The organism is Cellulomonas avistercoris (assembly GCF_014836445.1).
Classification (GTDB): Bacteria; Actinomycetota; Actinomycetes; order Actinomycetales; family Cellulomonadaceae; genus Cellulomonas; species Cellulomonas avistercoris.
In genome coordinates this window covers 91,086-111,136 of the sequence record NZ_JACSQV010000014.1, presented here as the reverse complement: position 1 = coordinate 111,136, position 20,051 = coordinate 91,086, and the positions used below count along the sequence as shown (strand labels likewise).

Genomic DNA, 20,051 nt, shown 5'->3' with positions numbered 1-20,051 from the left:
CCTCACCCGTTCGGTGGGCTCCGCGTGCGCCCTTCCGGGGACGGCTCTACCGTCGTCGTGGCGCGCGGTCCGCGTGCCGAGCCGCGAGGAACCGGAGCCCCTACCGATGAGCAAGCCGTGACGCGCGCCGGGCGGCACGCCGCGCCCGAGCTGGCGCATCGCTACGTCCTGGGCGAACGACTCGGCGAGGGCGGATCGGCACAGGTGTACCGGGCGGTGGACACCCGGCTGGACCGTCCCGTCGCGATCAAGCTCTTCCGCCTGGCGGGCGCCGACCCGGCGCAGGTGCGGCGGTACGCGCAGGAGGCGCGCGTGCTCGCCGAGCTGTCCCACCCCTCGCTCGTGGCCCTGCTCGACGTCGGCGCGGACGTCGCACCGGGCACCGGGCCCGTCGCGTTCCTGGTCATGGAGCTCGTCGAGGGCCGCACGCTGCGCGAGCTCGTCGCGGACGGCCCGCTCGACGCCGCCACGACGGCGGACATCGGGCACCAGCTCGCGCAGGGCCTCGCCCACGCGCACCGTGCCGGCGTCGTGCACCGCGACGTGAAGCCGTCGAACGTCCTGGTGGCGGACACGACCCCGGCTTCCGGCCGGCGCGACGCCCCGACCCTGCCCGTCGTGCTCGCGGACTTCGGCATCGCCGCGTCGGACGCCGCACCGCGCACGAGCCGCACGGACGACCGCGCGACGGCGAGCTACCAGAGCCCCGAGCAGGCGCTCGGGGAGCAGGCGGGGCCCGCGAGCGACATGTACTCGCTCGGGCTCGTCCTGCTCGAGTGCCTCACGGGCCGCCGCGCGTACCCCGGCGACCCGCTCACGGCGTCGCTGGCCCGGCTGCTGCACGGCCCGCAGATCGCCGACGACCTCGACCGCGACTTCGCCGCGCTGCTGCGCGCCATGACCCGCACCGACCCGGACCAGCGCCCCACCATGGTCGCCGCCGCCGCCGAGCTGCGCGGGCTCCGACGCCAGCGCGAGCGGGCGCTGCGCGTCTCCTGACCGCAGCGCGCACCACGCGACCCGTCTCCCCCGACGCCCTCAGCACAAGACGCTCAGCGCGAGACGCTCAGCACCTCCGGCTCAGCACCGGTGCGAGGCCCCCACGGGCCGCTGCGCGGGTGCCGTGCCGAGCGCGTCGGCGATCTCGTCGGCCCAGGCGGCGACGGCCGCCATGTCCCGGTGGTCGCCCTCGCGCGCACGGCCGCCGGCGATGATCGCGCGCTCGGTGAAGGACAGCAGCGAGCGGTCCAGACGCCCGCGGAAGCTGCGGTGCGCGCGGGCCCCGATCCGCTCGCGCAGGGCCGCCACCTCGAGAGGCGAGTTCGCGGAGTTGGCCGGCTGGGTGGCGAGGCCGGACGAGAACACCCAGACCGGCCGGGCGCGGAGCTCGTCGGCGCAGCGCTCCGCCAGGTCGCGCGCGGCGGGCAGCCAGTGCGCGGTGTAGACCGCCGATCCCAGCACCACCGCGTCGTGGTCCGCCACGCTCGTGACGTCCTCGGGCGCCCGCAGGTCGACCTCGTGACCCCGCTCACCCAGCCGACGCGCGATCACCTCGCCGATCTCCCACGTGCCCTGGTGGCGCGACGCCACCGTCAGCAGGATGCGCATCGTTCCTCCTCGCCGTCGTCCGGCGGGCGCCGTGCCCTCCGGGTTCCCATCGTCGCCGGGGCGGGGGGGCACGGCGTGGGCCGGAGGTCCCCGTGGCGTCGTCAGACCTCGGGCGGGTCGTCACCCGTGAGCGCGACGGGATCGGGAAGGTCGGCCTGCGCGAGACGCAGCCGGTCGCACAGCCGCTGGAGCGTCGCGAGCTCCTCGGCGTCGAGCGCACCGCCGACCAGGGCGTCGATCGAACGGGCGTGGCGCCGTCCGATCTCGCGCTGACGTCGCCGCCCGGCCTCCGTCAGCTGCACGACCTTGCCCCGCCGGTCGCCTGCGACCGGTCCGCGCCGGACCAGCCCCTCGGCCTCCAGCCGGTCGACGAGCCGCGACAGGCTGGGCTGCGTCAGGAGGCTCGACCCGGCCAGCTCGCGCAGGCGCAGCGCCCCGTCCTCGGCGAGCGACAGGGTGTAGAGCACGTCGTACTCGCGCATGCTCGTGCCGCCCCACACGTCGTGCCGTGCGAACCGCCGCACGAGCGTGACCTGGGCGCGGAACAGCGCCTCCCAGGCGGCCACCGACGCGCGGACGTCGACGTCGCTGCGCGGCGGACGGTCGGCCGGCGCCGCCGGTCCGAGGTCGTGGTCGGACATCACCCCGTCCCTCCTGCCCGCCACGGCGACGGGTGCCCGCCACCGGTCCTCGCCGGGACGAGGAGAGATCATGTCACCACACCGCGTCGAGGTCCGCCGCCCGCGGGCCGGCGGACTCCCGGCCGTCGCGGACGTGCCGTCCGCGCCGCCCGTGCCCGTCTAGGCTGGGGCGATGAGCGAGACGGGCACCACGTACCTGCTGGTCGACGGCGAGAACATCGACGCCACGCTCGGCTCCTCCATCCTCGGCGGACGACCGACGCCCGAGCAGCGACCTCGCTGGGAGCGGGTGCTGAGCTTCGCGCAGCAGACGTGGGACCAGCCGGTCAAGGCGCTGTTCTTCCTCAACGCGTCGAACGGCTCGCTGCCGATGTCCTTCGTGCAGGCGCTCACCGCGATCGGGTTCGTGCCGATCCCGCTGTCGGGCGAGTCGTACGAGAAGGTCGTCGACATCGGCATCAAGCGCACGCTCGAGGCGATCGCGGACCGCGAGGGCGACGTCCTGCTGGCGAGCCACGACGGCGACTTCGCGCCGGAGGTCGCCGAGCTGGTGGACGCGGGGCGCCGCGTGGGGCTGCTCGCGTTCCGGGAGTTCACGAGCCAGTCGCTCGCGGGCCTGACGGCCCGTGGCCTGCAGACGTTCGACCTCGAGAGCGACGTCGCGGCGTTCAACGTGCAGCTGCCGCGCCTGCGGATCATCCCCCTCGAGGAGTTCGACCCGCTGCGCTACCTGTGAGCCCACGACGGCCGCCCCGGGGACCCGGGTGCGGCCGTCGTCGGACGCCGGTGGCTCAGCCCTCGCCGAAGCCCTGGCTGAGCGCTGTGTCGATCGTGCCGCGCACGTGCTCGGCGTGGTAGCCGTCGGGTGCCATGAACTCGATGCCGTGGGCCGTGCCGGACACCTCGGTGACGATCGACGTCTTGTCGTTGCGCACGACGAGCGCGCTGTCGGCCGCCGGCACCTGGGGGTCGTCGGTCGAGGAGAAGACCTGCAGCGGGCCGGTGAACTGGTTGGCCTCGACGCGCGCGTCGACGTCGCCGTACTGGGCGGGCGGGCTCAGCGCGACGACGGCGACGGCGGACAGGTCGTCGGCCAGCCCCGCGGCCAGCGTGCCGCCGGCGGACGCGCCGACGAACGCCACGCGGTCCGCGCCCGTGGCCTTGAGCACGTCCAGCGCCGCCTGGAAGCCCGCCTGGCCCGACGCGCCCCAGTCGTACGTCGCGACGAGGTACCCGGCACCGGCGAGCCGGGCGACCTCCGCGGACCACTGGCAGACGTCGCCGTTCTCCTGCGGGGCGAACAGGACGCCGCGGTCGCCCGCACCGGCCCAGGCGACCGTGGTGGCACCCGCGTCCTGCCCGACGGTGGCGTAGGCGATGCCGTCGGAGAGGCACTCGGGAGGCTCGGCGGCCGCCAGGTCGACGGGGGCGCTGGCGAGCATCGTGGGTGTCTCGGCCGCGGTGGCCTGCGCGGGGTCGCCGGTCTGCGGCTCGGTGCCGGCGGAGCACGCGCCGAGCAGGCCGAGCGCGAGAGCGGCGACGACGGCCGACCTCACGTGCGCGCTCGTGGGACGGGGGGACACGGTGACGGGTTGCAGACGCACATGCGATTCCTAGGCGGTCGTCGGCGCGGGGACAAGACGCACGCGAGGCCGTAAACGTTTCACAGACCCTGTGCGTGACGACGCGCTAGCGTGTGCACCATGCCGACGCTGTTCACCCGCATCATCGACGGCCAGATCCCCGGACGCTTCGTGTGGGCGGACGAACGGGCGGTCGTCCTGCTCACGATCGCCCCGATCACCGACGGTCACGCGCTCGTCGTGCCGCGCGACGAGGTCGAGCAGCTGACGGACGCACCCGACGACCTGCTGGCCCACCTCGTCCAGGTCGCCAAGGCCGTCGGCCTCGCGCAGCGCGCCGCCTGGGACGCGCCGCGCGCCGCGCTCCTCGTGGCCGGCTTCGAGGTGCCGCACCTGCACCTGCACGTGCTGCCCGCGTGGGACGAGTCCGGCCTCGCGTTCGACCAGGCGCGCCACGACGTGCCCGAGGCCGAGCTCGACGCCGCCGCCGAGCGTCTGCGCGACGCGCTGCGCGCCGCCGGGCACGGCGACCACGTCCCCGCCGACGTCACCTCCCCCGCTCTCTGACCGCGTGGCCGGCACGCGCAGCACGCCGCCCACCGTCGACGTGGCGCCCGGCGCACGTCCCACGCTGCGTTCGCGGGTGCTCCGCGCGCACGGTGGCGCTCGCAGCAGCCTCGCGCCCGCCCTGCGCACGTTCCTGGCGACCGAGGCCGGCAGCGCGGCCGTGCTCCTCGTCGCGACGCTCGCTGCGCTCGTGTGGGCCAACTCCCCGTGGCGCGACACGTACACCGCCCTGTGGCACGCACCCGCGGGCGTCTTCGTCGGCGGTGCCGGCATCGAGATGGACCTGCAGCACTGGGTCAACGACCTCGCGATGGCCGTGTTCTTCGCCGTCGTGGGCCTCGAGATCAACCGCGAGCTCACGCGCGGCGAGCTGCGCGACCCCCGCGCGGTGGCCGTGCCCGCGTTCGGTGCGATCGGTGGGCTGCTCGTACCCGTCCTGGTCTACCTCGCGTTCAACGGCGGCACCGAGGCCGCGCACGGGTGGGGCGTCGTCATGTCGACCGACACCGCGTTCCTCGTGGGCGTCCTGGCGCTGTTCGGCCCCCGCTGCCCCGACCGGCTGCGCCTGTTCCTCCTGACCCTCGCGATCGTCGACGACATCGGCGCGATCGCGGCGATGGCCGTGTTCTACACCGACGACGTCGACCTGCGGGCGCTCGCGGCGGCCGCCGTCCTCGTGGCGGCCCTGGTCGTGCTGCGGCGCCGCGGCGTGTGGCGCCTGGCACCGTACGTCGCCGTCGGGCTCGCCCTGTGGGTGGCGGTGCTCGCGTCGGGCGTCCACGCGACGATCGCCGGCGTCCTCGTCGGACTGCTCGTGCCGACGTCGCTGCCCCACGAGCGACGCCGCCAGGCCGTCGCGGTGCACGCACGCCGGTTCCTGTCCGAGGGGGGCGCCGACCGCGAGCACGCCGCCGAGATCGCGGGCCGCGCGGCCGTGCCGACCGGTGACCGGCTGCAGCGCGCGCTGCACCCGTGGAGCGCGTTCGTGGTGGTCCCGCTCTTCGGCCTCGCCAACGCGGGCGTGCGCCTCGACCCGGCCACGCTCGCGGACGCGTTCTCGTCCCGCCTGACGGTCGGCGTGGCGGTCGCGCTGGTGCTCGGCAACGCCGTGGGCATCGCGGGTGCCGCGACGCTCGCCCTGCGCCTGGGGCTGGGCGACCTGCCCGGCCGCGTGCGCTGGGGCCACCTGATGGGCGGCGCCGTCCTGGCGGGCATCGGGTTCACCATCTCGCTGTTCATCGCGCAGCTCGCGTTCGACGACCCGGTGCTCCTGGAGCGGGCCAAGATCGGCGTGCTCGCGGGCTCGCTCGTCGCGGCCGTCGCGGGCTCGCTCCTGCTGCGCTGGCTCGGCGAGCGGCTGCCGCTGTGCACGCCGCCGGACCTGCCGCCGACGCTGCCCCCGCTGCCCTGGCGGCAGGCCGCCGCGCCCGCGGACGCGACCACGACCGACTGACGCCCGACCCGCCCGCACTGCCGCCCGGGGACGCCGCGTCACACCCGCGTCACACCGCCGGGTCGTCCGCGCCCCAGGTCGACAGCCGCAGCGTCCGGGCGTCCGTCGCCACGATCACGTCGGCGTGCGCACGCAACGAGTCGACCGTGTCGACACCCGCCCGCACGAAGCGCCCCGACAACGCGTCGAGCTCGCCCGCGGCGAAGCCCACGACGAGGGCCGCGACCTGCTCGGGCGACGTCCACTCGGTGCGCTGCGCGTGCACCGGCATGGCGGCCGTCATGTCGGTCGCCACGACGCCGGGCGCCAGGTCCAGCACCCGGATGCCGGCCTCGGCGTACTGGCGGTGCAGCTGGGTCGTCAGACGCGCGAGCGCGCCCTTGCTGATCGCGTAGCCGGTGTAGGACGTCATGGCGCGGTGCCCGGCGCCCGAGTTCATGTTGAGCACCCGCCCACCACCGCGCGCGAGCATGCCCGGCAGGACCGCGTGGGTCGCGAGCAACGGGCCGCGCACGTTCGTCTCGACCACGCGCCAGACGTCCTCGACGTCGTCGGCCGCGAACGGGAGCTCGGCGTGCTCGATGACGCCCGCGTTGTTGACGAGCAGCCCGATGCCGCCCTGCGACGCCAGGCCCGCCTCGACGCGCCCGACCGCGTCCGCGACCGCCGTCGCGTCGACCAGGTCGGCCGCGGCCACGGTCACCGGTGCGCCGAGCGCACGGGCCTCGTCGGCGACCTCCTCGAGGCGTTCGCGCGTGCGTGCCACGAGCCCCAGCGCGTACCCCTCGCGCGCCAGCGCGAGGGCCAGCTCACGCCCGATCCCCCGGCCGGCACCGGTGACCAGTGCCGTGCGCGGGACGGGAGGACGGGTCGGCAGGTCGGGCGTCGTCGTGGTCACGAGCCCATGGTGGCGCAGCACCCGGCCGGACGCCCGCCGCGGGTCGTGCGGCGGCGGTCACACCGCGCCGACGACGCCGCGCAGCTCGTCCAGCGCGATGCGGCCCCGGTACGGCACGCCGTCCACGACCAGCGTCGGCGTGCCCGGGACGTCGAGCTCGATGCCGCCCTCGTAGTCGGCCTGCACCGCGCGGGCGTACCGGTCCGCCGGCGCGCCGACGATCTGCTCCGGGTCGAGCCCCAGCTCCTGGGCGTACCGGGCGAGGTCGTCGTCCGTCAGGGCGTCCTGGTGCTCGAACAGCAGCCGCTGCATCTGCCAGAACTGCCCGTGCGCACCGGCGGCCTCGGCCGCGAGCGCCGCCGCGAGCGCGTGCGGGTGCACCTGGAACAGCGGGAAGTGGCGCCAGACCAGGCGCACGCGCCCGTCGGACTCCTCGACGAGCTGCCGGAGCACCGGCTCGGCGTCGCGGCAGTACGGGCACTCGAGGTCGCCGTACTCGACGATCGTGACGGGCGCGTCGGGATGGCCCAGGACGTGGCGGTCGGGGTCGGTGATCACCGCGGTGCGCTCGGGCGACGTCATGCGCCCAGCGTGCCGCGCGACGCACGCACCCGCACGCGGGAGGCCGTCACCGCCCGCGCGGGCGCAGGGGCGGGCTGACCGTGCCCGCGCCGGCGGCGATGCCCGTGAGGACCTCGTGCACCGCCTGGACGCCCGATCGGCGGGGCCGCCAGTCGAGCTCGCGCTCGGCGCGCGTCGTGTCGAGCACGGGCGCCGACATCGCCATGTCGAGCCAGCCCGGACCCACGGGGACCACGCGCGCACGCCACCCGACGGACACGGCCGCGCGCGCCAGGCGGACCGGCACGTCCCGCAGGCGCGCGCCGGACACCAGCGCCGCGACGTCCGGCCCCCGCACGATCCCGGGGCCGGCGAGGTTGAACGGACCGCGCACCTGCCGGACGACGGCCTCGCGGTAGGCGTCGGCGAGGTCGTCGGCCTGGACCGCCTGCAGCCGCAGCCCGTGGGGCCAGGGCAGCACGGGGACCCGGCCGTCCAGGACGCGCTGCGGCACGAGCGGCCCGAGGAAGTACCGGGCGATCTCGTGGCCGGCGTCGTGCTGGAACACCAGCGCGGGGCGCAGCCGGGCGATCACGAGGTCGCCGCGCTCGTCGGCCCGGTCGAGGACCGCCTCGACGGCGGCCTTGTCGACGCTGTACGACGAGGACGGGACGCCGTCGGTGGGCCAGGTCTCGTCGCGCGGGGCGTCACCGGGCGACGGCGAGTACGCACCCACGGACGACGCCACGACCAGGTGCGGCACGCGCGCCCGCTCGGCGGCCTCCACCACGCGCTGCGTGCCGACGACGTTGGTCGCGCGCAGCCGGTCCCGGTCGTGGCTGGGCTGGATCGCCCAGGCCAGGTGCACGACGGCGTCGGCGCCGGCGAACACGTCCGCGAGCGCGGCCGTGACCTGCTCGTCGTCGGCGCCGACGTCGCAGGCCACCCACGTCGCGACGTCGTAGGGGGCCGGCGGCCGCTCGCGCGGCGCACGGCGCGCGACGCCGACGACGGACGTCACGGTGCTGTCCTGCGCGAACCGGCGCAGCACCGCAGTCCCCACGTTGCCGCTGGCGCCGACGACGACGACCCTCATGCGCACCTCCGGGGACGCGACCCGCCGGTCACGACGTGGGGTCCAGGACGACCTTGATGCAGCCGTCCGCCTTGCGCTGGAACACGTCGTACGCCTGCGGCGCCTGCTCCAGGGACACGCGGTGCGTCCGCAGGTCGGCGACGGCCAGCGGGTCGGACGGGTCGGTGACCAGGGGCAGCAGGTCGTCGTACCAGCGCCGCACGTTCGCCTGGCCGAACCGCAGGGTCAGCTGACGGTCGAACACGTCCATCATCGGGATCGGGTCCAGCGCGCCGCCGTACACCCCGACGACGGACACGGTCGCCCCGCGACGCGCCACGCCGATGGCCGTGTGCAGCGCCGCCATGCGGTCCACCGCGGCCCGTTCGATGACGGGCCGCGCGAGCGCGTCCGGCAGGAACGCCGCGGCCCGCTGCCCGGCGGCCGCGAGCGGCGAGCCGTGGGCCTCCATGCCGACGGCCTCGACGACCGCGTCCGCACCGCGGCCGTGCGTGCGGTCGCGCACCGCGGCGACGACGTCGTCGGTCCGGGCGGCGTCGATGACGTCGACGCCGTGCCGCGACGCCATGAGCAGCCGCTCCGCGACGATGTCGATGCCGATGACGCGCTCGGCGCCGCGGTGCAGCGCGATGCGTGCGGCCATCTGGCCGATGGGGCCCAGGCCGACCACGGCGACCGTGCCGCCGGGCGGCACGTCGGCGTACGCGACCGCCTGCCACGCGGTGGGGAGCACGTCCGACAGGTAGAGGTACGTCTCGTCCGGCCGGCCGTCGTCCGGCACCACGACGGGCCCGTACTGCGCCTGCGGCACCCGCAGGTACTGCGCCTGCCCGCCCGGCACGCTGCCGTAGAGCGAGGTGTAGCCGAACAGCGCGGCACCCTTGCCCGCACCGCGCACCTGCGTCGTCTCGCACTGGCTCTGCAGACCGAGCGCGCACATGTGGCACGTGCCGCAGGCGATGCCGAAGGGGACGACGACCCGGTCCCCCACCCGCAGACGCGTGCCCGCCTCCGGACCGACCTCCTCGACGACGCCCATCGCCTCGTGGCCGAGCACGTCACCGGGCTTGAGGTACGCACCGAGCACCGAGTACAGGTGCAGGTCGGACCCGCAGACGGCCGTCGACGTCACGCGGATCACCGCGTCCGTCGGTTCCTCGATCCGCGGGTCCGCCACGTCCTCGACCCGCACCTGCTCGCGTCCCTGCCACGTCAGTGCCCGCACCTGTCCACCGTTCCGTCGCTCGTTGCTCGTCGTCGCCACCGTGGCACCCGTCCGCCCGGTGCGCATCCGCAGACGCCCGACCCGCGCGCCCCCGGGGCCGGACGAGTTCGGGCGACGGCTCCACATCCCCGGCGCGAGCCGCGTTTCCACGGTGCACGCAGTCACCCGAACCAGGAGGAACACCATGAACGCGACTCCCGCCCGCACCCCCGCCCGGCACCGACGGGTCATCGCCGTCGGGGCCGTCGCCGCCGGCCTCTCCGTGGCCTGCGCGGGAGGTGCGATGGCCGTCGCACCCGGCTCTGCCGTGTCCCGCACCCTGTCCGGCGCCCTGCAGAGCGTCGGCATCGAGTGGGAGGGCATGCCCGAGGGCTACACGCCCGAGCAGTACACGGCGTTCTGGGACGCCGGCTACACGTCGGGCGACGTGCAGCACCTCGCGGAGCTGTGGAACCTCGACGTCGTCGAGACCAAGTCGCAGGCGGGCCAGCTGCTCGCCGACGGGCAGACGCTGCCGATCACGCCCGGCACGTACCCCGAGGCGGGCGCCGACCCGCAGTCCGTGGCCCTCGACGCCTTCTGGTCCGCCGGGTACACGTACGAGGACGCCGAGCAGCTCGCCGCGCTGTGGGGCACCGACACCGCCGAGACCAAGGCGCGGGCCGGGCAGGCGCTCGTCGACGGGCAGACGCTGCCCGTCGAGCCGAGCGGTACCGCCACCACGGGGTCCTGACCCGATGACGTCCGGCATGCTGGGGCACCGCCACCGCGAGGAGACGACCATCGAGACGGACGGCCTGACGCTGCGCACCGGCGTCGAGATCGAGCTGCTCGCACCCGCGGGCTCCGACCGGCAGGCGCTGGCCGACGTCCTCGCCGCCCGCAGCGGCGGCGCCGTGCGGCGGTCCTTCCACACCGACAGCGAGCCGTCGGCCGTGCCGGGCGTCGGTGTCTTCCGACACCTGTCCCCCGCCTTCGACGTCGTCGACTGGCGCGGGCGGCCGCTCGCCCGCCTCGTCGACGACATCACCATCGAGGCGGACCTCGTCCCGGTGCCCGGCAGGCGCGACCTGCCCGGGCACCGGGGCTGGTACCGGGTGCTGTGCGACGACCCGCGTCTCCTGCGCCTCGTCGAGCGGCACGTGGACCCGCACGCGTCGCTCGCCGACGTGCTGCGGCCCGTGGCCGACCTGTTCGGTGCCACGCTCGACGTGTTCCCCGGCGCCGCGCGCGTCAACGACGCGACCGGCGCGAGCATCGCGGTGGCGATGGCCCTGCCACCGGGCCGCGAGCGCCCCTGCGAGGTCGTGACGCCGCCGCTCGAGCGGGCGCACGCCCGGGCGCTGGAGAACCTGCTGGCCCCGGCCCGCGACCTCGGGTTCACGGTGCCCCACGAGGCCGCGGTGCACGTGCACGTCGACGGGGCACCGTTCCGCCGGCCGGGGACGTTCGCCAACCTCGTGCGCCTCTTCGCGCACTGGCGCGAGCCTCTGTGGGAGGCCCTGGGCACCAACCCGGCCTGCCGCCGGCTCGCGCCCCTGCCGGACGCGCTCGTCGACCTCGTCGAGCGGGACCGTGCCGCGACGCCCGAGGCCTGGGCGCAGCTGCAGCGCGACGCGCGCGCCGTCGGCCTGACCAAGTACGCCGACGTGAACCTCACGCAGCTGGTCGCCGCGCGACCCGTGCGCGACACCGTGGAGGTGCGCGTCCTGCCCGGCTCGATCGACGGGCACGACGTCGTCCGCCGTGCCGGCCTCGTCGAGCGCCTGCTGCTGCGCTGCCTCGACGCACGCCCGGTGCCACGGCCGGACGCGGCCGCCGCGCACGACGCCCCCGGGGCGCTCGACGCGCTCGCGGGTGCGCACCGGGCGGTGACGCGATGAGCGTGTGGACCCCGATGTCCCCCGACAGCGCCGCGATCCCGGCGGTCCGGCCGCTGCGCGCGCTGGTGGACGCGACATCCGCGGGGACCGGCTCGCCCGGGCACCACCTCGACGAGGTCGTTCGCACGCACCTGCCCGGGCTGCTGCGGTACGCCACCGTGCTGACCGGTGACGGGCACACCGCGGCCGACCTCGTGCAGGAGGTCCTGCTGCGCGCCCACGTGCGCTGGACGCGGATCGGCCTCATGGAGCGCCCCGACCTGTACCTGCGCCGCATGGTCACCAACGAGCACCTGTCGTGGCGCCGGCGGTGGCACGTGAGAACGGTGCACCCGTCGAGCGACGACGTGCTGGCCGCCCACGCCGACCCGGCGCGCGACCACGCCCACCGCGTGGTCGAGGACGACGCGATGTGGCGTCGCCTGTCCGAGCTGCCCCCGCGGCAGCGCACCGTCCTCGTCCTGCGGTACTACGAGGGCCTCGCCGACCTGGAGATCGCCCAGGTCCTGGGGACGTCCGCCGCGACCGTCCGCTCCCACGCCTCGCGCGCGCTCGCCGCGCTGCGGGTCGCCGACCTCACCACGGAGTCCTGATGAACGAGCACCTGCGAGCCGTGCCCGGCTCCCCCGGCGACGACGCCGGGACACCACCTGCGACGTGCGCGCCGCGCGACCTGCTGGCCGAGCGGATCGCGGCGTCGCTGCGCTCGCGCGAGACGCTCGCGCCCGACGCCGTCGCCGTGGCGGCGGCCGTCGAGCAGCGGCTGGCGACGTCGCAGCGGTCCACGTCGCGCCTCCTGGCGGGACGTGGCGCACGCATCGCCGCCGCGGGCGTCGTGACGTCGAGCCTCGCGATCGGCGGTGCGGGTGCCGCGGCGGCCGCGAACCCGTACTCCCCCATGGCACGGACCGTCGAGAGCGTCGTGCGGGCCGTGGGCATCGACTGGTCGGCGATGCCGGACGGCTACACGCGCGAGCAGTACGAGGCGCTGTGGGGTGCGGGCTACGAGATCGAGGACGTCACGGCGCTCGAGGAGCTGTGGGGCACCGGGACGACGGAGACGAAGGCGCGCGCCGGGCAGATGCTGCTCGACGGGCAGGCGCCGCCCGTCGCGCCCGGCTCGATGGCGCCCGGCACCGCGGCTCTCGGCACCGCCGCTCCGGGCGGCGCGGCGCCCCAGGGCGTGACGCCCGGCACGGGCACGACGGCCGTGACCGGCGCCCAGCTGGAGGGGCTGTGGGCGGCGGGCTACGTGTGGGAGGACGCGCTCGCGCTGGCCGACCTGTGGGACGTCGACGTGAGCGAGGCGAAGGCCCGCGCCGCGGTCGCGGTCGCCCAGGGCCAGGCACTGCCCCTGCCGCCGTCCGGTCCGCCCGGGGGCGACGGCTGAGCGGGCTCAGACAGGCTCGTCGGCCATCCGGGCGAGCGTCGTCACGGTGCGCCAGTTGCGTGCCGTGCCCGCGGGACCGGGGCGACGAGCGAGGCGTGCGGCCAGCACGCTGCGTCCGATGCCGCCCGGCAGGTACAGGTACACCTCACGCCCGGCGACGGCGAGGTCCTCGGGCGGGGTGACCTCGACGTCGGGGGTCCGGGCGGGCGACGTGCCGGGCAGGAAGACGACGTGGTGGTGCGTCGGGTCCTCGTCGCGGTCGAGGAACGGGTTCGCCGCGAGGACGGCGTGCAGCTCGTCCCGGGTGCGGACCACGACGTCGGGCGCCACCGGGAACGCGGCCGCGCACGCCGCGCGCAGCGTCGCGGCGACGGCCTCGGTGTCCGTGCCGTCGGCCGCCAGCACGACGTTGCCGCTGTTGACGTACGTGCGGACCGCGTCGTAGCCGGCGTCGACGACGACGCGCCGCAGGTCGGCCATCGGCACCCGCGTGGCGCCCCCGACGTTCACGCCGCGCAGCAGCGCCACCATCACGGTCATCGTGGTCCTCCCCCGTCGCCGGTCGGACTCGACGCTCAGAACAGCGTGCCCGCGCCCGACGCGACGCGCGCCTCCAGCGCCAGGAGCTCGCGCTTGCGCTCGACGCCTCCCGAGAAGCCGGTGAGCGTGCCGTCCGCGCCGATCACGCGGTGGCACGGCACGACGATCGGCAGGCGGTTGGCGCCGTTCGCGGCGCCCACCGCACGGGCCGACGTCCGCGGGTCGAGCCCGAGCGCGGTCGCGAGCGCGCCGTACGTCGTCGTGGTCCCGTAGGGGACGGCGCGCAGGCCCTCCCACACGCGCTGCTGGAACGGGCTGCCGCGGTAGCGCAGCGGCAGCTCGAAGTCGCGCAGCTCGCCGGCCAGGTACGCCGTGAGCTGCTGCACCGCGGCCGCCAGCACCGGGTCGTCGGCCGGCGCGGCGGGCTCGCCCAGGCCGTCGGTCGCCGCGGAGCCGTCGAGGTGCGGGAACCGGACGTCCGTCACCGCGCCGTCGGCCACGGCGACGGTCACGGGCCCGAAGGGGGCGCGCACCACCGCGTACGTCGTCGTCACGCCGCCATCCTGCACCGGACCACCGACACGCGACAGGGCGGCGGCTACAGCGAGTGGAGCACCGCGAAGCCGGCGCACGCGAGCGCGGTGGTGGGCACCAGCCACCGGGCGATCGCGCCGTGCTGGCGCCCGTGGCGCCCCAGCAGGACGAACGTGACGGCACCCGCCGCGACGAACGCGACCGCGTGCCCGGTGTACCGCAGCACGACCGTGTACGTCACGAGCGCCTCGGCGAGCCACGCGGCCACGAGGACCGCGCCGCCGAGCCCGCGCTCGCGCGCCGCCCACCGCGACGGTCCCGGCGCGTCGACCGAGCGCCACCACGACCAGCCCGCCGCCCCCGCCGCCAGGCCGCCCGGCAGTGCGCACGCGAGCCACAGGAGCACCCCGCCGGTGCCGACGGGGAAGCCGCGCAGGTGCGCCGTCGCGTAGTAGCCCGCCACCTGCCCCGCGCACGCCACGACCCCGACCACGAGCGCCCACCGGCGTCGCCGTGGGGTCGCGCCCACCACGAACGGCACCACGAGCCACGGCGACACCGCGTTCGCGAAGCCCGCGAACGGGAACGGGAGCCCTTGCGCGAACGACGTGATCGCGCCGGACACCGTGCCGCCGGCGACCGCGAGCGCCAGGGCGGCGGCGGGGCCGTACCCGCGCAGCGTGGTGGATCGTTCGGGCAGGGTGCCGGTGCTCGCCATGCCCGCAGTCTCGCGACGCGGTGCGCGCGCGGGCATCGGCCGGCGGGCGCGCGCGTGCGCGAGCCCGTCCACCCGCGGGGGGACGGGCTCGCGCACCGGACACCGTCAGTCGGTCGACGCGAGGATCGCGCGCACCCCCACGACGAGCCCGGCGACGGCCGTCAGGCCCGCGGCGAGGAAGCCCCACGCCACGGCCGACGCGGCCAGGTCCCCCGCGAAGAGGGCACGCTCGGCGTCGACGACCCACCGCAGCGGGTTGACGCTCGAGGCGACCTGCATCCACCGCGGGCCGGTCTCGAGGGGCAGCAGCAGGCCCGAGAGGATCATGAGCGGGAACAGGAACGTCTGCTGGACGGCCCAGAACACCCACTGCTGCGAGCGGACCGCGAGCGCGAGCGCGTAGCTGAACGCTCCGAGGCCGACGCCGAGCACCGCGAGCAGCGCGAGGCCCAGCGCGACGCCGACCGGGTCGGGCCGCAGCCCGAACGGCAGCATGACGAGCACGACCAGGAGCGCCTGGGCCACGAGGGGCACGACCTCCTTGAGCGCCCGCCCGACGATCTGGGACGAGCGCGACAGCGGCGAGACGAGCATGCGCTCGTGGGATCCCGCGATCATCTCGTCCTGCAGGTTGGAGCCGGTGGTGGACGTGCCGAACAGGGTCGTCATGACCAGGACCGAGGGCACGAACCACAGCCACACGTCGGGCGCCGGCAGCCCGGCGCCCACGCTGCCGACGAGCAGCGGCCCGAACAGGGCCAGGAACACCAGGGGCTGCACCAGCCCGAAGACGAGGGAGAACGGCTCGCGGACGACCGGGCGCAGCTCGCGCGCGAGCACGAGCCACACGTCGGTCCACCAGGAGCGGCGCCTCTCGCGCGTCGGCGGTGCGGCCGTGCCGGTGTCGAGCGTGGTGGCGGTCATGCTGCGTCCTTCCCGGCGGGGTCGTCCGCCCGGTCCTCGGTGGTGGTGGCGGTCTCCCGCAGGCTGCGACCCGTGAGGGCCAGGAACACGTCGTCGAGCGTCGGGCGCTGCGTCCGGACCTCGGTGACGTCGACACCGGCGGCGGCCGCGGCGCGCACGACCTGCGCCGCGGCGCTCGCGGCGTCGGCGACGCGCCCGGTGACGCGCGGGCCGTCGACCTCGACCTCGCGCGCGCCCGCCGCCCGGCCCACGACCTGCGCGAGCGCGGGGGCGTCCGCGGTCGTCGCGACGGTCAGCGCGAGCCGGTCGCCGGCGAGGTCGCGCTTGAGCGCGTCCGCCGTGTCGTCGGCGATGACGCGCCCGTGGTCGACGACCACGACGCGTTCGGCGAAGGAGTCGGCCTCCTCGAGGTAGTGGGTCGTCAGCACGATCGTCACGTCCTGCTCGGCACGCAGCCGTCCCACGTGCTCCCACAGGTGGGCACGGGTCTGCGGGTCCAGGCCCGTCGACGGCTCGTCGAGGAACAGCAGCCGGGGGCCGTGGACGAGCCCCAGCGCGACGTCGGCACGCCGCCGCTGGCCGCCGGACAGGCTCTGCACCTTGCGGTGCGCGAGGTCGGTCAGGTCGAGCGCGTCGAGCAGCTCGTCGGCGCGGCGCCGTGCGGTGCGCGCGTCCATGCCGTGGATGCGCGCCTGCAGGACGAGCTCGTCCACGACGTGCTGGGAGCGTCCGGCACCGTTGCCCTGCCCGACGTACCCGATGCGGCGGCGGACCGCGGCCGGGTCGGCCAGCACGTCGGCTCCCGCGACGCTCGCGGTGCCGGCGGTGGGTCGCACGAGCGTCGTGAGCATGCGCATCGTGGTGGTCTTGCCGGCCCCGTTGGGGCCGAGGACCGCGACGAGCTCGCCGGCGGCGACGTCGAGGTCGATGCCGCGCACGGCGTGCACGGTCCGGGTGCGGCCGACGACGAAGTCCTTCGTCAGCCCTCGGGTGCGGATCATGGTGTCTCCAGGTCTCGTGCCGATCGGGACGACGTCGATGCTGCTCCGGGTAGCGGTCAGGTCCTGTCCTCCACCGGTGGCACTGTGGAGGCATGTCGTCGCCGTCCTCGCGTCTGCTCGCGCTGCTCTCGCTGCTGCAGTCCCGCCGCGACTGGCCGGGCGACGTCCTGGCCGACCGGCTCGGCGTGAGCGCCCGCACCGTGCGTCGCGACGTCGACCGGCTGCGCGAGCTGGGGTACCCCGTGCACGCGACCAAGGGCCCGGACGGGGGCTACCGGCTCACGTCCGGCGACCGGATGCCGCCGCTGCTCCTGGACGACGAGCAGGTCGTGGCGCTCTCGCTCGCGCTGCAGACCGCCGGCACGGGCGTCGACGGCGTCGACGAGGCCGCGCTGCGTGCGCTGACGACCCTGCGCCAGGTCATGCCGACGCACCTGCGCGCCGCGTCCGACGCCCTGGCGGTCACCGTGGTGCGGCGCCGCGAACGGGACGTCACCGTGGGCGCGGACGTGCTCCTCGCGGTCGGCACCGCCGTGCGCGCCCGGGAGGTGCTGCGCTTCGACTACGAGGGCGGCAGCGCACCGATGGTCGGGCAGGGCGAGTCCGCGTTCCGCCCGCCGCGGCGCGCGGAGCCGCACCACCTGGTGACGTGGGGCGGTCGCTGGTACCTGGTCGGCTACGACCTGGACCGTCAGGACTGGCGCACGTTCCGGGTGGACCGCATGGCACCGCGCACGCCGACCGGGCCGCGCGTGCCGCCGCGCGAGGTCCCGGGGGGCGACGTCGCGGCGTTCGTCGCCGCCCGCCTCGGCGCACGACCCGCGAGCCCCTGCCGCGGCGAGGCGGTGCTGCGCATGCCCGCGGCCGAGGTGGCGCGGTGGGCGGGCCGCGACGCCGTGGTGGAGGCGGTCGACGCCGCGCACGCCCGGCTGGTCACCTCGGCGTGGTCCTGGGACGGGCTGGCCGCGGTGCTGGGGATGTTCGGCGTGCCGTTCGACGTCGTCGGACCGCCGGACCTCGCCGACGCGTGCCGCCGCCTCGCCGCGCGCTACGGGGCCGCCGTCGCGGCGGCGGGCGCCCCGCCGGGCGGGGCGCCCGTGCCGTCGCCGTGACGTGCCCGGTGCGGACATGACCGGTCCCGCCCCCGGACGCTGGGAGCGGGACCTGGCGGGAGAGCCGTCTCGCCGGCACGAGGCGTGGCGGACTCTCTGGCCCCGAGGGGCCGGCCCGGCTCTCGCCGGACCCTTTGCGACGTGCGGAGTGACGTGGAAGTCGGAACCGCGGGTGGCCGGTCGCGGTGGTGGCGCGATCGGCTGATGCACCGAGCATGGCACCGCTGCGTGACCTCCGCATCTCGAACGTGCGACCAGTTCACGACCGGGTCTTTGCCGTCGCGCGCCGTCGGTCACGCCGGCTCCGACCGGGGGCCGTCCGTCGACCGCACTAGCGTGATCGGGTGCGCGCACCCCTGGAGCCCGGCCCCGCCCTCGCCTCCGTCGCGGCCCGCGCCGTGCCCGGCGTGGAGGAGGTCGACGTGGCCGCGGGCACGGTGCGGCGCCTCGTCGACCTCGGCGCGGGCCCGGTGGCGGTCACGGCCCACGTCACGGCCGCGGGCGTGGAGGTCCGCACCGACGGGCCCGACGCCACCGGCGCGGGCGACCGGCTCGCCGCGCGGTGGTTCGGGTTGGACGACGACCTCGCCCCAGTGCACGACGCGCTGGCCGACGACCCGACGCTCGGCCCGCTCCTGGCCGCCCGTCCGCACCTGCGCGTGCCCGGGCACCCCGACGGCTTCGAGGCGGCGGTGCAGGCCGTCCTGACGCAGCAGGTCTCGCTGCGCGCGGGACGCACCACCGGGGGCCGGCTCGCCGCCGCGTACGGCCGGCCGCACCCGTCGGGCCTGACGGCGTTCCCGCTCCCCGACGACGTCGCCGCCGCCGACCCCGTGGCGCTGCAGGCGGTGCTGCGCGTGCCGCACGCGCGGGCGCGGGCCGTCCACGCGCTCGCGGTCGCGTGCGCGAACGGTCTGGTGCTCGCACCGGGGGCACCCGTCGGCGAGGTCCGCACCGCTCTCCTGGCCATCGCGGGCATCGGCCCGTGGACCGCCGACGTCGTCGAGCTGCGGGCGCTCGGCCACCGGGACGCCTACCCGTGGGGCGACCTCGTGCTGCGCCGGGCGCTGGGTGTGCCGGACGCGCGCGACGTCGCCGCCGCGGGTCGGGCGTGGTCGCCGTGGCGCGCGTTCGCGGCGACGCACCTGTGGTCGTCCGTGGGCTACGCCGAGGTGCCGCCGGGCTCGCCCGCCCGCGTCGCGCGCACGGGAGGACCGGACGGGTGAGCCCGGCATCGGTGCGGGCGCGATCCGGTGTCGAGGGGGTCACGATCCCGGCGTTCGGGCCCCCGTGCGACGCGTGGCACCTAGCGTGCGGCCATGACGACCCGCACCCGCACCCTCGTGGCCACCCTCGCCGTGCTCGCCGCTCTCACCGGGTGCAGCGCCGAGGGATCGGCCGACTCCGGCATGGCCGCACCGGAGGCCGCGGCCGACGACGCCGCGGCGCTGGGCGCCGCCGGTGACGGTGCGGCGCGCGTGGAGGGCACGGCCACCGGCACCGGTGAGGACCAGCAGGTCGTCCAGACGGCCCGCGCGACCCTCACCGCCACGGATCCCGTCGCCGCGGCGCGCGACGTGGTGGCCCTGGTCGCGCGGCTCGACGGCCGCGTGGACGCCCGCTACGAGCGCTCGGGCAGCGGCAAGGACGACCCGGGCAGCGCCACGCTGACGCTGCGGGTGCCGTCGTCGGCGATGACGTCCCTGCCGGAGGACCTGGGCGGGATCGGCGAGCTCGAGGAGTACCTCGTCGAGACCGAGAACGTCACGAACGCCGCCCAGGACCTCGACGCGCGCATCACCGCGACCGAGCTCTCGGTCGAGCGCATGTCCGCGCTGCTCGCGAGCGCGTCGACCAACCGCGACGTCATCGAGGCCGAGGGCGCGCTGACCGAGCGGCAGGCCGAGCTCGAGCGGCTGCGGTCCGAGCGCGCACGTCTCGCCGACCGCGTCGCGCTGTCCACGGTCGACGTCGAGATCTACGCGCCCGAGCAGGTGCCCGAGGCGCTCGTCGAGGAGCCGGCCACGTTCCTCGACGGGCTCGCGACGGGCTGGGGGGCCTTCACCGCGACGGTCCGCGGCGTCCTCGTCGTGATCGGCGTGCTGCTGCCGTGGCTCGTGCTCGGCGCCCTGGTCGGGGCCGGTGTCCTGGTGTGGCGCCGCCGCCGGTCGACGGCCCCCACGGCGGCCCCCACGGCACCGCCCGCGCCCCCCACGCCCGGCCCCGCAGCCGGAGCCTGACGGCGTCGCCCGCTCCCCGACGGCCGAAGGTCCCGCCGACGGCGTGCCTTCCGGTCCTAATCTCTTGGCAAAGAGCA

At 76.3% G+C, this 20,051-nt stretch carries 23 protein-coding genes; 11 read left to right on the top strand and 12 right to left on the bottom strand.

Features of this window, described 5'->3' with window-relative positions; genetic code table 11:
* Positions 1-117: 117 nt before the first annotated feature.
* Positions 118-999 (top strand): serine/threonine-protein kinase, encoded by an 882-nt coding sequence (locus H9657_RS15560; protein ID WP_191784330.1) that lies wholly within the window; start codon positions 118-120, stop codon positions 997-999.
* An 81-nt stretch (positions 1,000-1,080) separates the two neighbouring features.
* On the opposite strand, the gene H9657_RS15555 is transcribed toward H9657_RS15560, so the two are convergent.
* A complete protein-coding gene (locus tag H9657_RS15555; RefSeq protein WP_191784329.1) occupies positions 1,081-1,608 on the bottom strand; it encodes a flavodoxin domain-containing protein in 528 nt (175 codons plus the stop codon).
* Positions 1,609-1,709: 101 nt separating this feature from the next.
* Positions 1,710-2,249, bottom strand: coding sequence for a MarR family winged helix-turn-helix transcriptional regulator (locus tag H9657_RS15550; RefSeq protein WP_191784328.1), 540 nt, complete (start codon positions 2,247-2,249; stop codon positions 1,710-1,712).
* A gap of 172 nt (positions 2,250-2,421) precedes the next feature.
* On the opposite strand from H9657_RS15550, the gene H9657_RS15545 reads away from it, so the two are divergent.
* On the top strand, positions 2,422-2,985 hold the full coding sequence (locus tag H9657_RS15545) for an NYN domain-containing protein (RefSeq protein ID WP_191784327.1): 564 nt from the start codon (positions 2,422-2,424) through the stop codon (positions 2,983-2,985).
* Between the two features lie 55 nt (positions 2,986-3,040).
* Here H9657_RS15545 and H9657_RS15540 read toward each other — a convergent pair whose 3' ends face one another.
* Positions 3,041-3,805 carry an alpha/beta hydrolase gene (locus H9657_RS15540; protein ID WP_191784326.1) on the bottom strand — a complete coding sequence of 255 codons (765 nt, stop codon included), beginning with the start codon at positions 3,803-3,805 and terminating at the stop codon, positions 3,041-3,043.
* A gap of 147 nt (positions 3,806-3,952) precedes the next feature.
* On the opposite strand from H9657_RS15540, the gene H9657_RS15535 reads away from it, so the two are divergent.
* Entirely contained in the window at positions 3,953-4,399 is a 447-nt protein-coding gene (locus H9657_RS15535) for an HIT family protein (protein WP_191784325.1), read from the top strand.
* A gap of 4 nt (positions 4,400-4,403) precedes the next feature.
* Positions 4,404-5,852 carry a Na+/H+ antiporter NhaA gene (gene nhaA / locus H9657_RS15530; protein ID WP_318241540.1) on the top strand — a complete coding sequence of 483 codons (1,449 nt, stop codon included), beginning with the start codon at positions 4,404-4,406 and terminating at the stop codon, positions 5,850-5,852.
* Positions 5,853-5,901: 49 nt separating this feature from the next.
* Here the strand turns inward: nhaA and H9657_RS15525 are convergent, their stop codons facing one another.
* From H9657_RS15525 to H9657_RS15510, 4 genes are read right to left on the bottom strand one after another with little or no spacing between them, the layout of a single operon-like run.
* The gene (locus H9657_RS15525) at positions 5,902-6,750 is read right to left on the bottom strand and encodes an SDR family NAD(P)-dependent oxidoreductase (protein WP_318241539.1); all 849 of its coding nucleotides are present in this window, start codon (positions 6,748-6,750) and stop codon (positions 5,902-5,904) included.
* A 57-nt stretch (positions 6,751-6,807) separates the two neighbouring features.
* Positions 6,808-7,332 carry a DsbA family protein gene (locus tag H9657_RS15520; protein WP_191784324.1) on the bottom strand — a complete coding sequence of 175 codons (525 nt, stop codon included), beginning with the start codon at positions 7,330-7,332 and terminating at the stop codon, positions 6,808-6,810.
* Positions 7,333-7,378: 46 nt separating this feature from the next.
* Positions 7,379-8,407: an NAD-dependent epimerase/dehydratase family protein gene (locus tag H9657_RS15515; RefSeq protein ID WP_191784323.1), complete on the bottom strand. Its 1,029-nt coding sequence runs from the start codon at positions 8,405-8,407 to the stop codon at positions 7,379-7,381.
* Between the two features lie 28 nt (positions 8,408-8,435).
* Positions 8,436-9,632, bottom strand: a complete 1,197-nt coding sequence (locus H9657_RS15510; RefSeq protein ID WP_191784322.1) for an alcohol dehydrogenase catalytic domain-containing protein — start codon at positions 9,630-9,632, stop codon at positions 8,436-8,438.
* Positions 9,633-9,816: 184 nt separating this feature from the next.
* Here H9657_RS15510 and H9657_RS15505 point away from each other — a divergent pair, with 184 nt between their 5' ends.
* Genes H9657_RS15505 through H9657_RS15490 form a run of 4 tightly spaced genes read left to right on the top strand, consistent with a single transcriptional unit; the run spans position 9,817 to position 12,905 of the window.
* On the top strand, positions 9,817-10,365 hold the full coding sequence (locus tag H9657_RS15505) for a hypothetical protein (protein WP_191784321.1): 549 nt from the start codon (positions 9,817-9,819) through the stop codon (positions 10,363-10,365).
* A gap of 4 nt (positions 10,366-10,369) precedes the next feature.
* Entirely contained in the window at positions 10,370-11,515 is a 1,146-nt protein-coding gene (locus H9657_RS15500) for an amidoligase family protein (RefSeq protein WP_225215423.1), read from the top strand.
* On the top strand, positions 11,512-12,108 hold the full coding sequence (locus H9657_RS15495; protein WP_191784320.1) for a SigE family RNA polymerase sigma factor: 597 nt from the start codon (positions 11,512-11,514) through the stop codon (positions 12,106-12,108). The genes H9657_RS15500 and H9657_RS15495 overlap by 4 nt, the downstream gene beginning before the upstream one ends.
* Complete coding sequence (locus H9657_RS15490; protein ID WP_191784319.1) at positions 12,108-12,905, top strand: hypothetical protein; 798 nt, start codon at positions 12,108-12,110, stop codon at positions 12,903-12,905. The genes H9657_RS15495 and H9657_RS15490 overlap by 1 nt, the downstream gene beginning before the upstream one ends.
* A gap of 6 nt (positions 12,906-12,911) precedes the next feature.
* Here the strand turns inward: H9657_RS15490 and H9657_RS15485 are convergent, their stop codons facing one another.
* From H9657_RS15485 to H9657_RS15465, 5 genes are all read right to left on the bottom strand, one after another.
* A complete protein-coding gene (locus H9657_RS15485) occupies positions 12,912-13,445 on the bottom strand; it encodes a DUF1697 domain-containing protein (protein ID WP_225215422.1) in 534 nt (177 codons plus the stop codon).
* Between the two features lie 35 nt (positions 13,446-13,480).
* Positions 13,481-13,999, bottom strand: a complete 519-nt coding sequence (locus tag H9657_RS15480) for a methylated-DNA--[protein]-cysteine S-methyltransferase (protein WP_191784318.1) — start codon at positions 13,997-13,999, stop codon at positions 13,481-13,483.
* Positions 14,000-14,043: 44 nt separating this feature from the next.
* A complete protein-coding gene (locus H9657_RS15475; protein ID WP_191784317.1) occupies positions 14,044-14,697 on the bottom strand; it encodes a DUF6518 family protein in 654 nt (217 codons plus the stop codon).
* A 105-nt stretch (positions 14,698-14,802) separates the two neighbouring features.
* Positions 14,803-15,621: an ABC transporter permease gene (locus H9657_RS15470; protein ID WP_191784316.1), complete on the bottom strand. Its 819-nt coding sequence runs from the start codon at positions 15,619-15,621 to the stop codon at positions 14,803-14,805.
* Positions 15,618-16,622: an ABC transporter ATP-binding protein gene (locus tag H9657_RS15465; protein WP_191784315.1), complete on the bottom strand. Its 1,005-nt coding sequence runs from the start codon at positions 16,620-16,622 to the stop codon at positions 15,618-15,620. The genes H9657_RS15470 and H9657_RS15465 overlap by 4 nt, the downstream gene beginning before the upstream one ends.
* A gap of 92 nt (positions 16,623-16,714) precedes the next feature.
* On the opposite strand from H9657_RS15465, the gene H9657_RS15460 reads away from it, so the two are divergent.
* From H9657_RS15460 to H9657_RS15450, 3 genes are all read left to right on the top strand, one after another.
* Entirely contained in the window at positions 16,715-17,734 is a 1,020-nt protein-coding gene (locus H9657_RS15460) for a helix-turn-helix transcriptional regulator (RefSeq protein WP_191784314.1), read from the top strand.
* A gap of 344 nt (positions 17,735-18,078) precedes the next feature.
* Positions 18,079-18,960, top strand: a complete 882-nt coding sequence (locus H9657_RS15455; RefSeq protein ID WP_191784313.1) for a DNA-3-methyladenine glycosylase family protein — start codon at positions 18,079-18,081, stop codon at positions 18,958-18,960.
* A 93-nt stretch (positions 18,961-19,053) separates the two neighbouring features.
* Positions 19,054-19,974 (top strand): DUF4349 domain-containing protein, encoded by a 921-nt coding sequence (locus H9657_RS15450; protein WP_191784312.1) that lies wholly within the window; start codon positions 19,054-19,056, stop codon positions 19,972-19,974.
* Positions 19,975-20,051 lie beyond the last annotated feature (77 nt).

What these genes read in the sequence shown, in the direction of transcription:
- H9657_RS15450 (WP_191784312.1), top strand. Translation starts at nt 19,054, where the DNA reads ATGACGACCCGCACCCGCACCCTCGTGGCCACCCTCGCCGTGCTCGCC.
- H9657_RS15465 (WP_191784315.1), bottom strand. Translation starts at nt 16,622, where the DNA reads ATGATCCGCACCCGAGGGCTGACGAAGGACTTCGTCGTCGGCCGCACC.
- H9657_RS15470 (WP_191784316.1), bottom strand. Translation starts at nt 15,621, where the DNA reads ATGACCGCCACCACGCTCGACACCGGCACGGCCGCACCGCCGACGCGC.
- H9657_RS15495 (WP_191784320.1), top strand. Translation starts at nt 11,512, where the DNA reads ATGAGCGTGTGGACCCCGATGTCCCCCGACAGCGCCGCGATCCCGGCG.
- H9657_RS15490 (WP_191784319.1), top strand. Translation starts at nt 12,108, where the DNA reads ATGAACGAGCACCTGCGAGCCGTGCCCGGCTCCCCCGGCGACGACGCC.
- H9657_RS15460 (WP_191784314.1), top strand. Translation starts at nt 16,715, where the DNA reads ATGTCGTCGCCGTCCTCGCGTCTGCTCGCGCTGCTCTCGCTGCTGCAG.
- H9657_RS15555 (WP_191784329.1), bottom strand. Translation starts at nt 1,608, where the DNA reads ATGCGCATCCTGCTGACGGTGGCGTCGCGCCACCAGGGCACGTGGGAG.
- H9657_RS15550 (WP_191784328.1), bottom strand. Translation starts at nt 2,249, where the DNA reads ATGTCCGACCACGACCTCGGACCGGCGGCGCCGGCCGACCGTCCGCCG.
- H9657_RS15520 (WP_191784324.1), bottom strand. Translation starts at nt 7,332, where the DNA reads ATGACGTCGCCCGAGCGCACCGCGGTGATCACCGACCCCGACCGCCAC.
- H9657_RS15535 (WP_191784325.1), top strand. Translation starts at nt 3,953, where the DNA reads ATGCCGACGCTGTTCACCCGCATCATCGACGGCCAGATCCCCGGACGC.
- H9657_RS15545 (WP_191784327.1), top strand. Translation starts at nt 2,422, where the DNA reads ATGAGCGAGACGGGCACCACGTACCTGCTGGTCGACGGCGAGAACATC.
- H9657_RS15485 (WP_225215422.1), bottom strand. Translation starts at nt 13,445, where the DNA reads ATGACCGTGATGGTGGCGCTGCTGCGCGGCGTGAACGTCGGGGGCGCC.
- H9657_RS15475 (WP_191784317.1), bottom strand. Translation starts at nt 14,697, where the DNA reads ATGGCGAGCACCGGCACCCTGCCCGAACGATCCACCACGCTGCGCGGG.
- H9657_RS15500 (WP_225215423.1), top strand. Translation starts at nt 10,370, where the DNA reads ATGACGTCCGGCATGCTGGGGCACCGCCACCGCGAGGAGACGACCATC.
- H9657_RS15505 (WP_191784321.1), top strand. Translation starts at nt 9,817, where the DNA reads ATGAACGCGACTCCCGCCCGCACCCCCGCCCGGCACCGACGGGTCATC.
- H9657_RS15515 (WP_191784323.1), bottom strand. Translation starts at nt 8,407, where the DNA reads ATGAGGGTCGTCGTCGTCGGCGCCAGCGGCAACGTGGGGACTGCGGTG.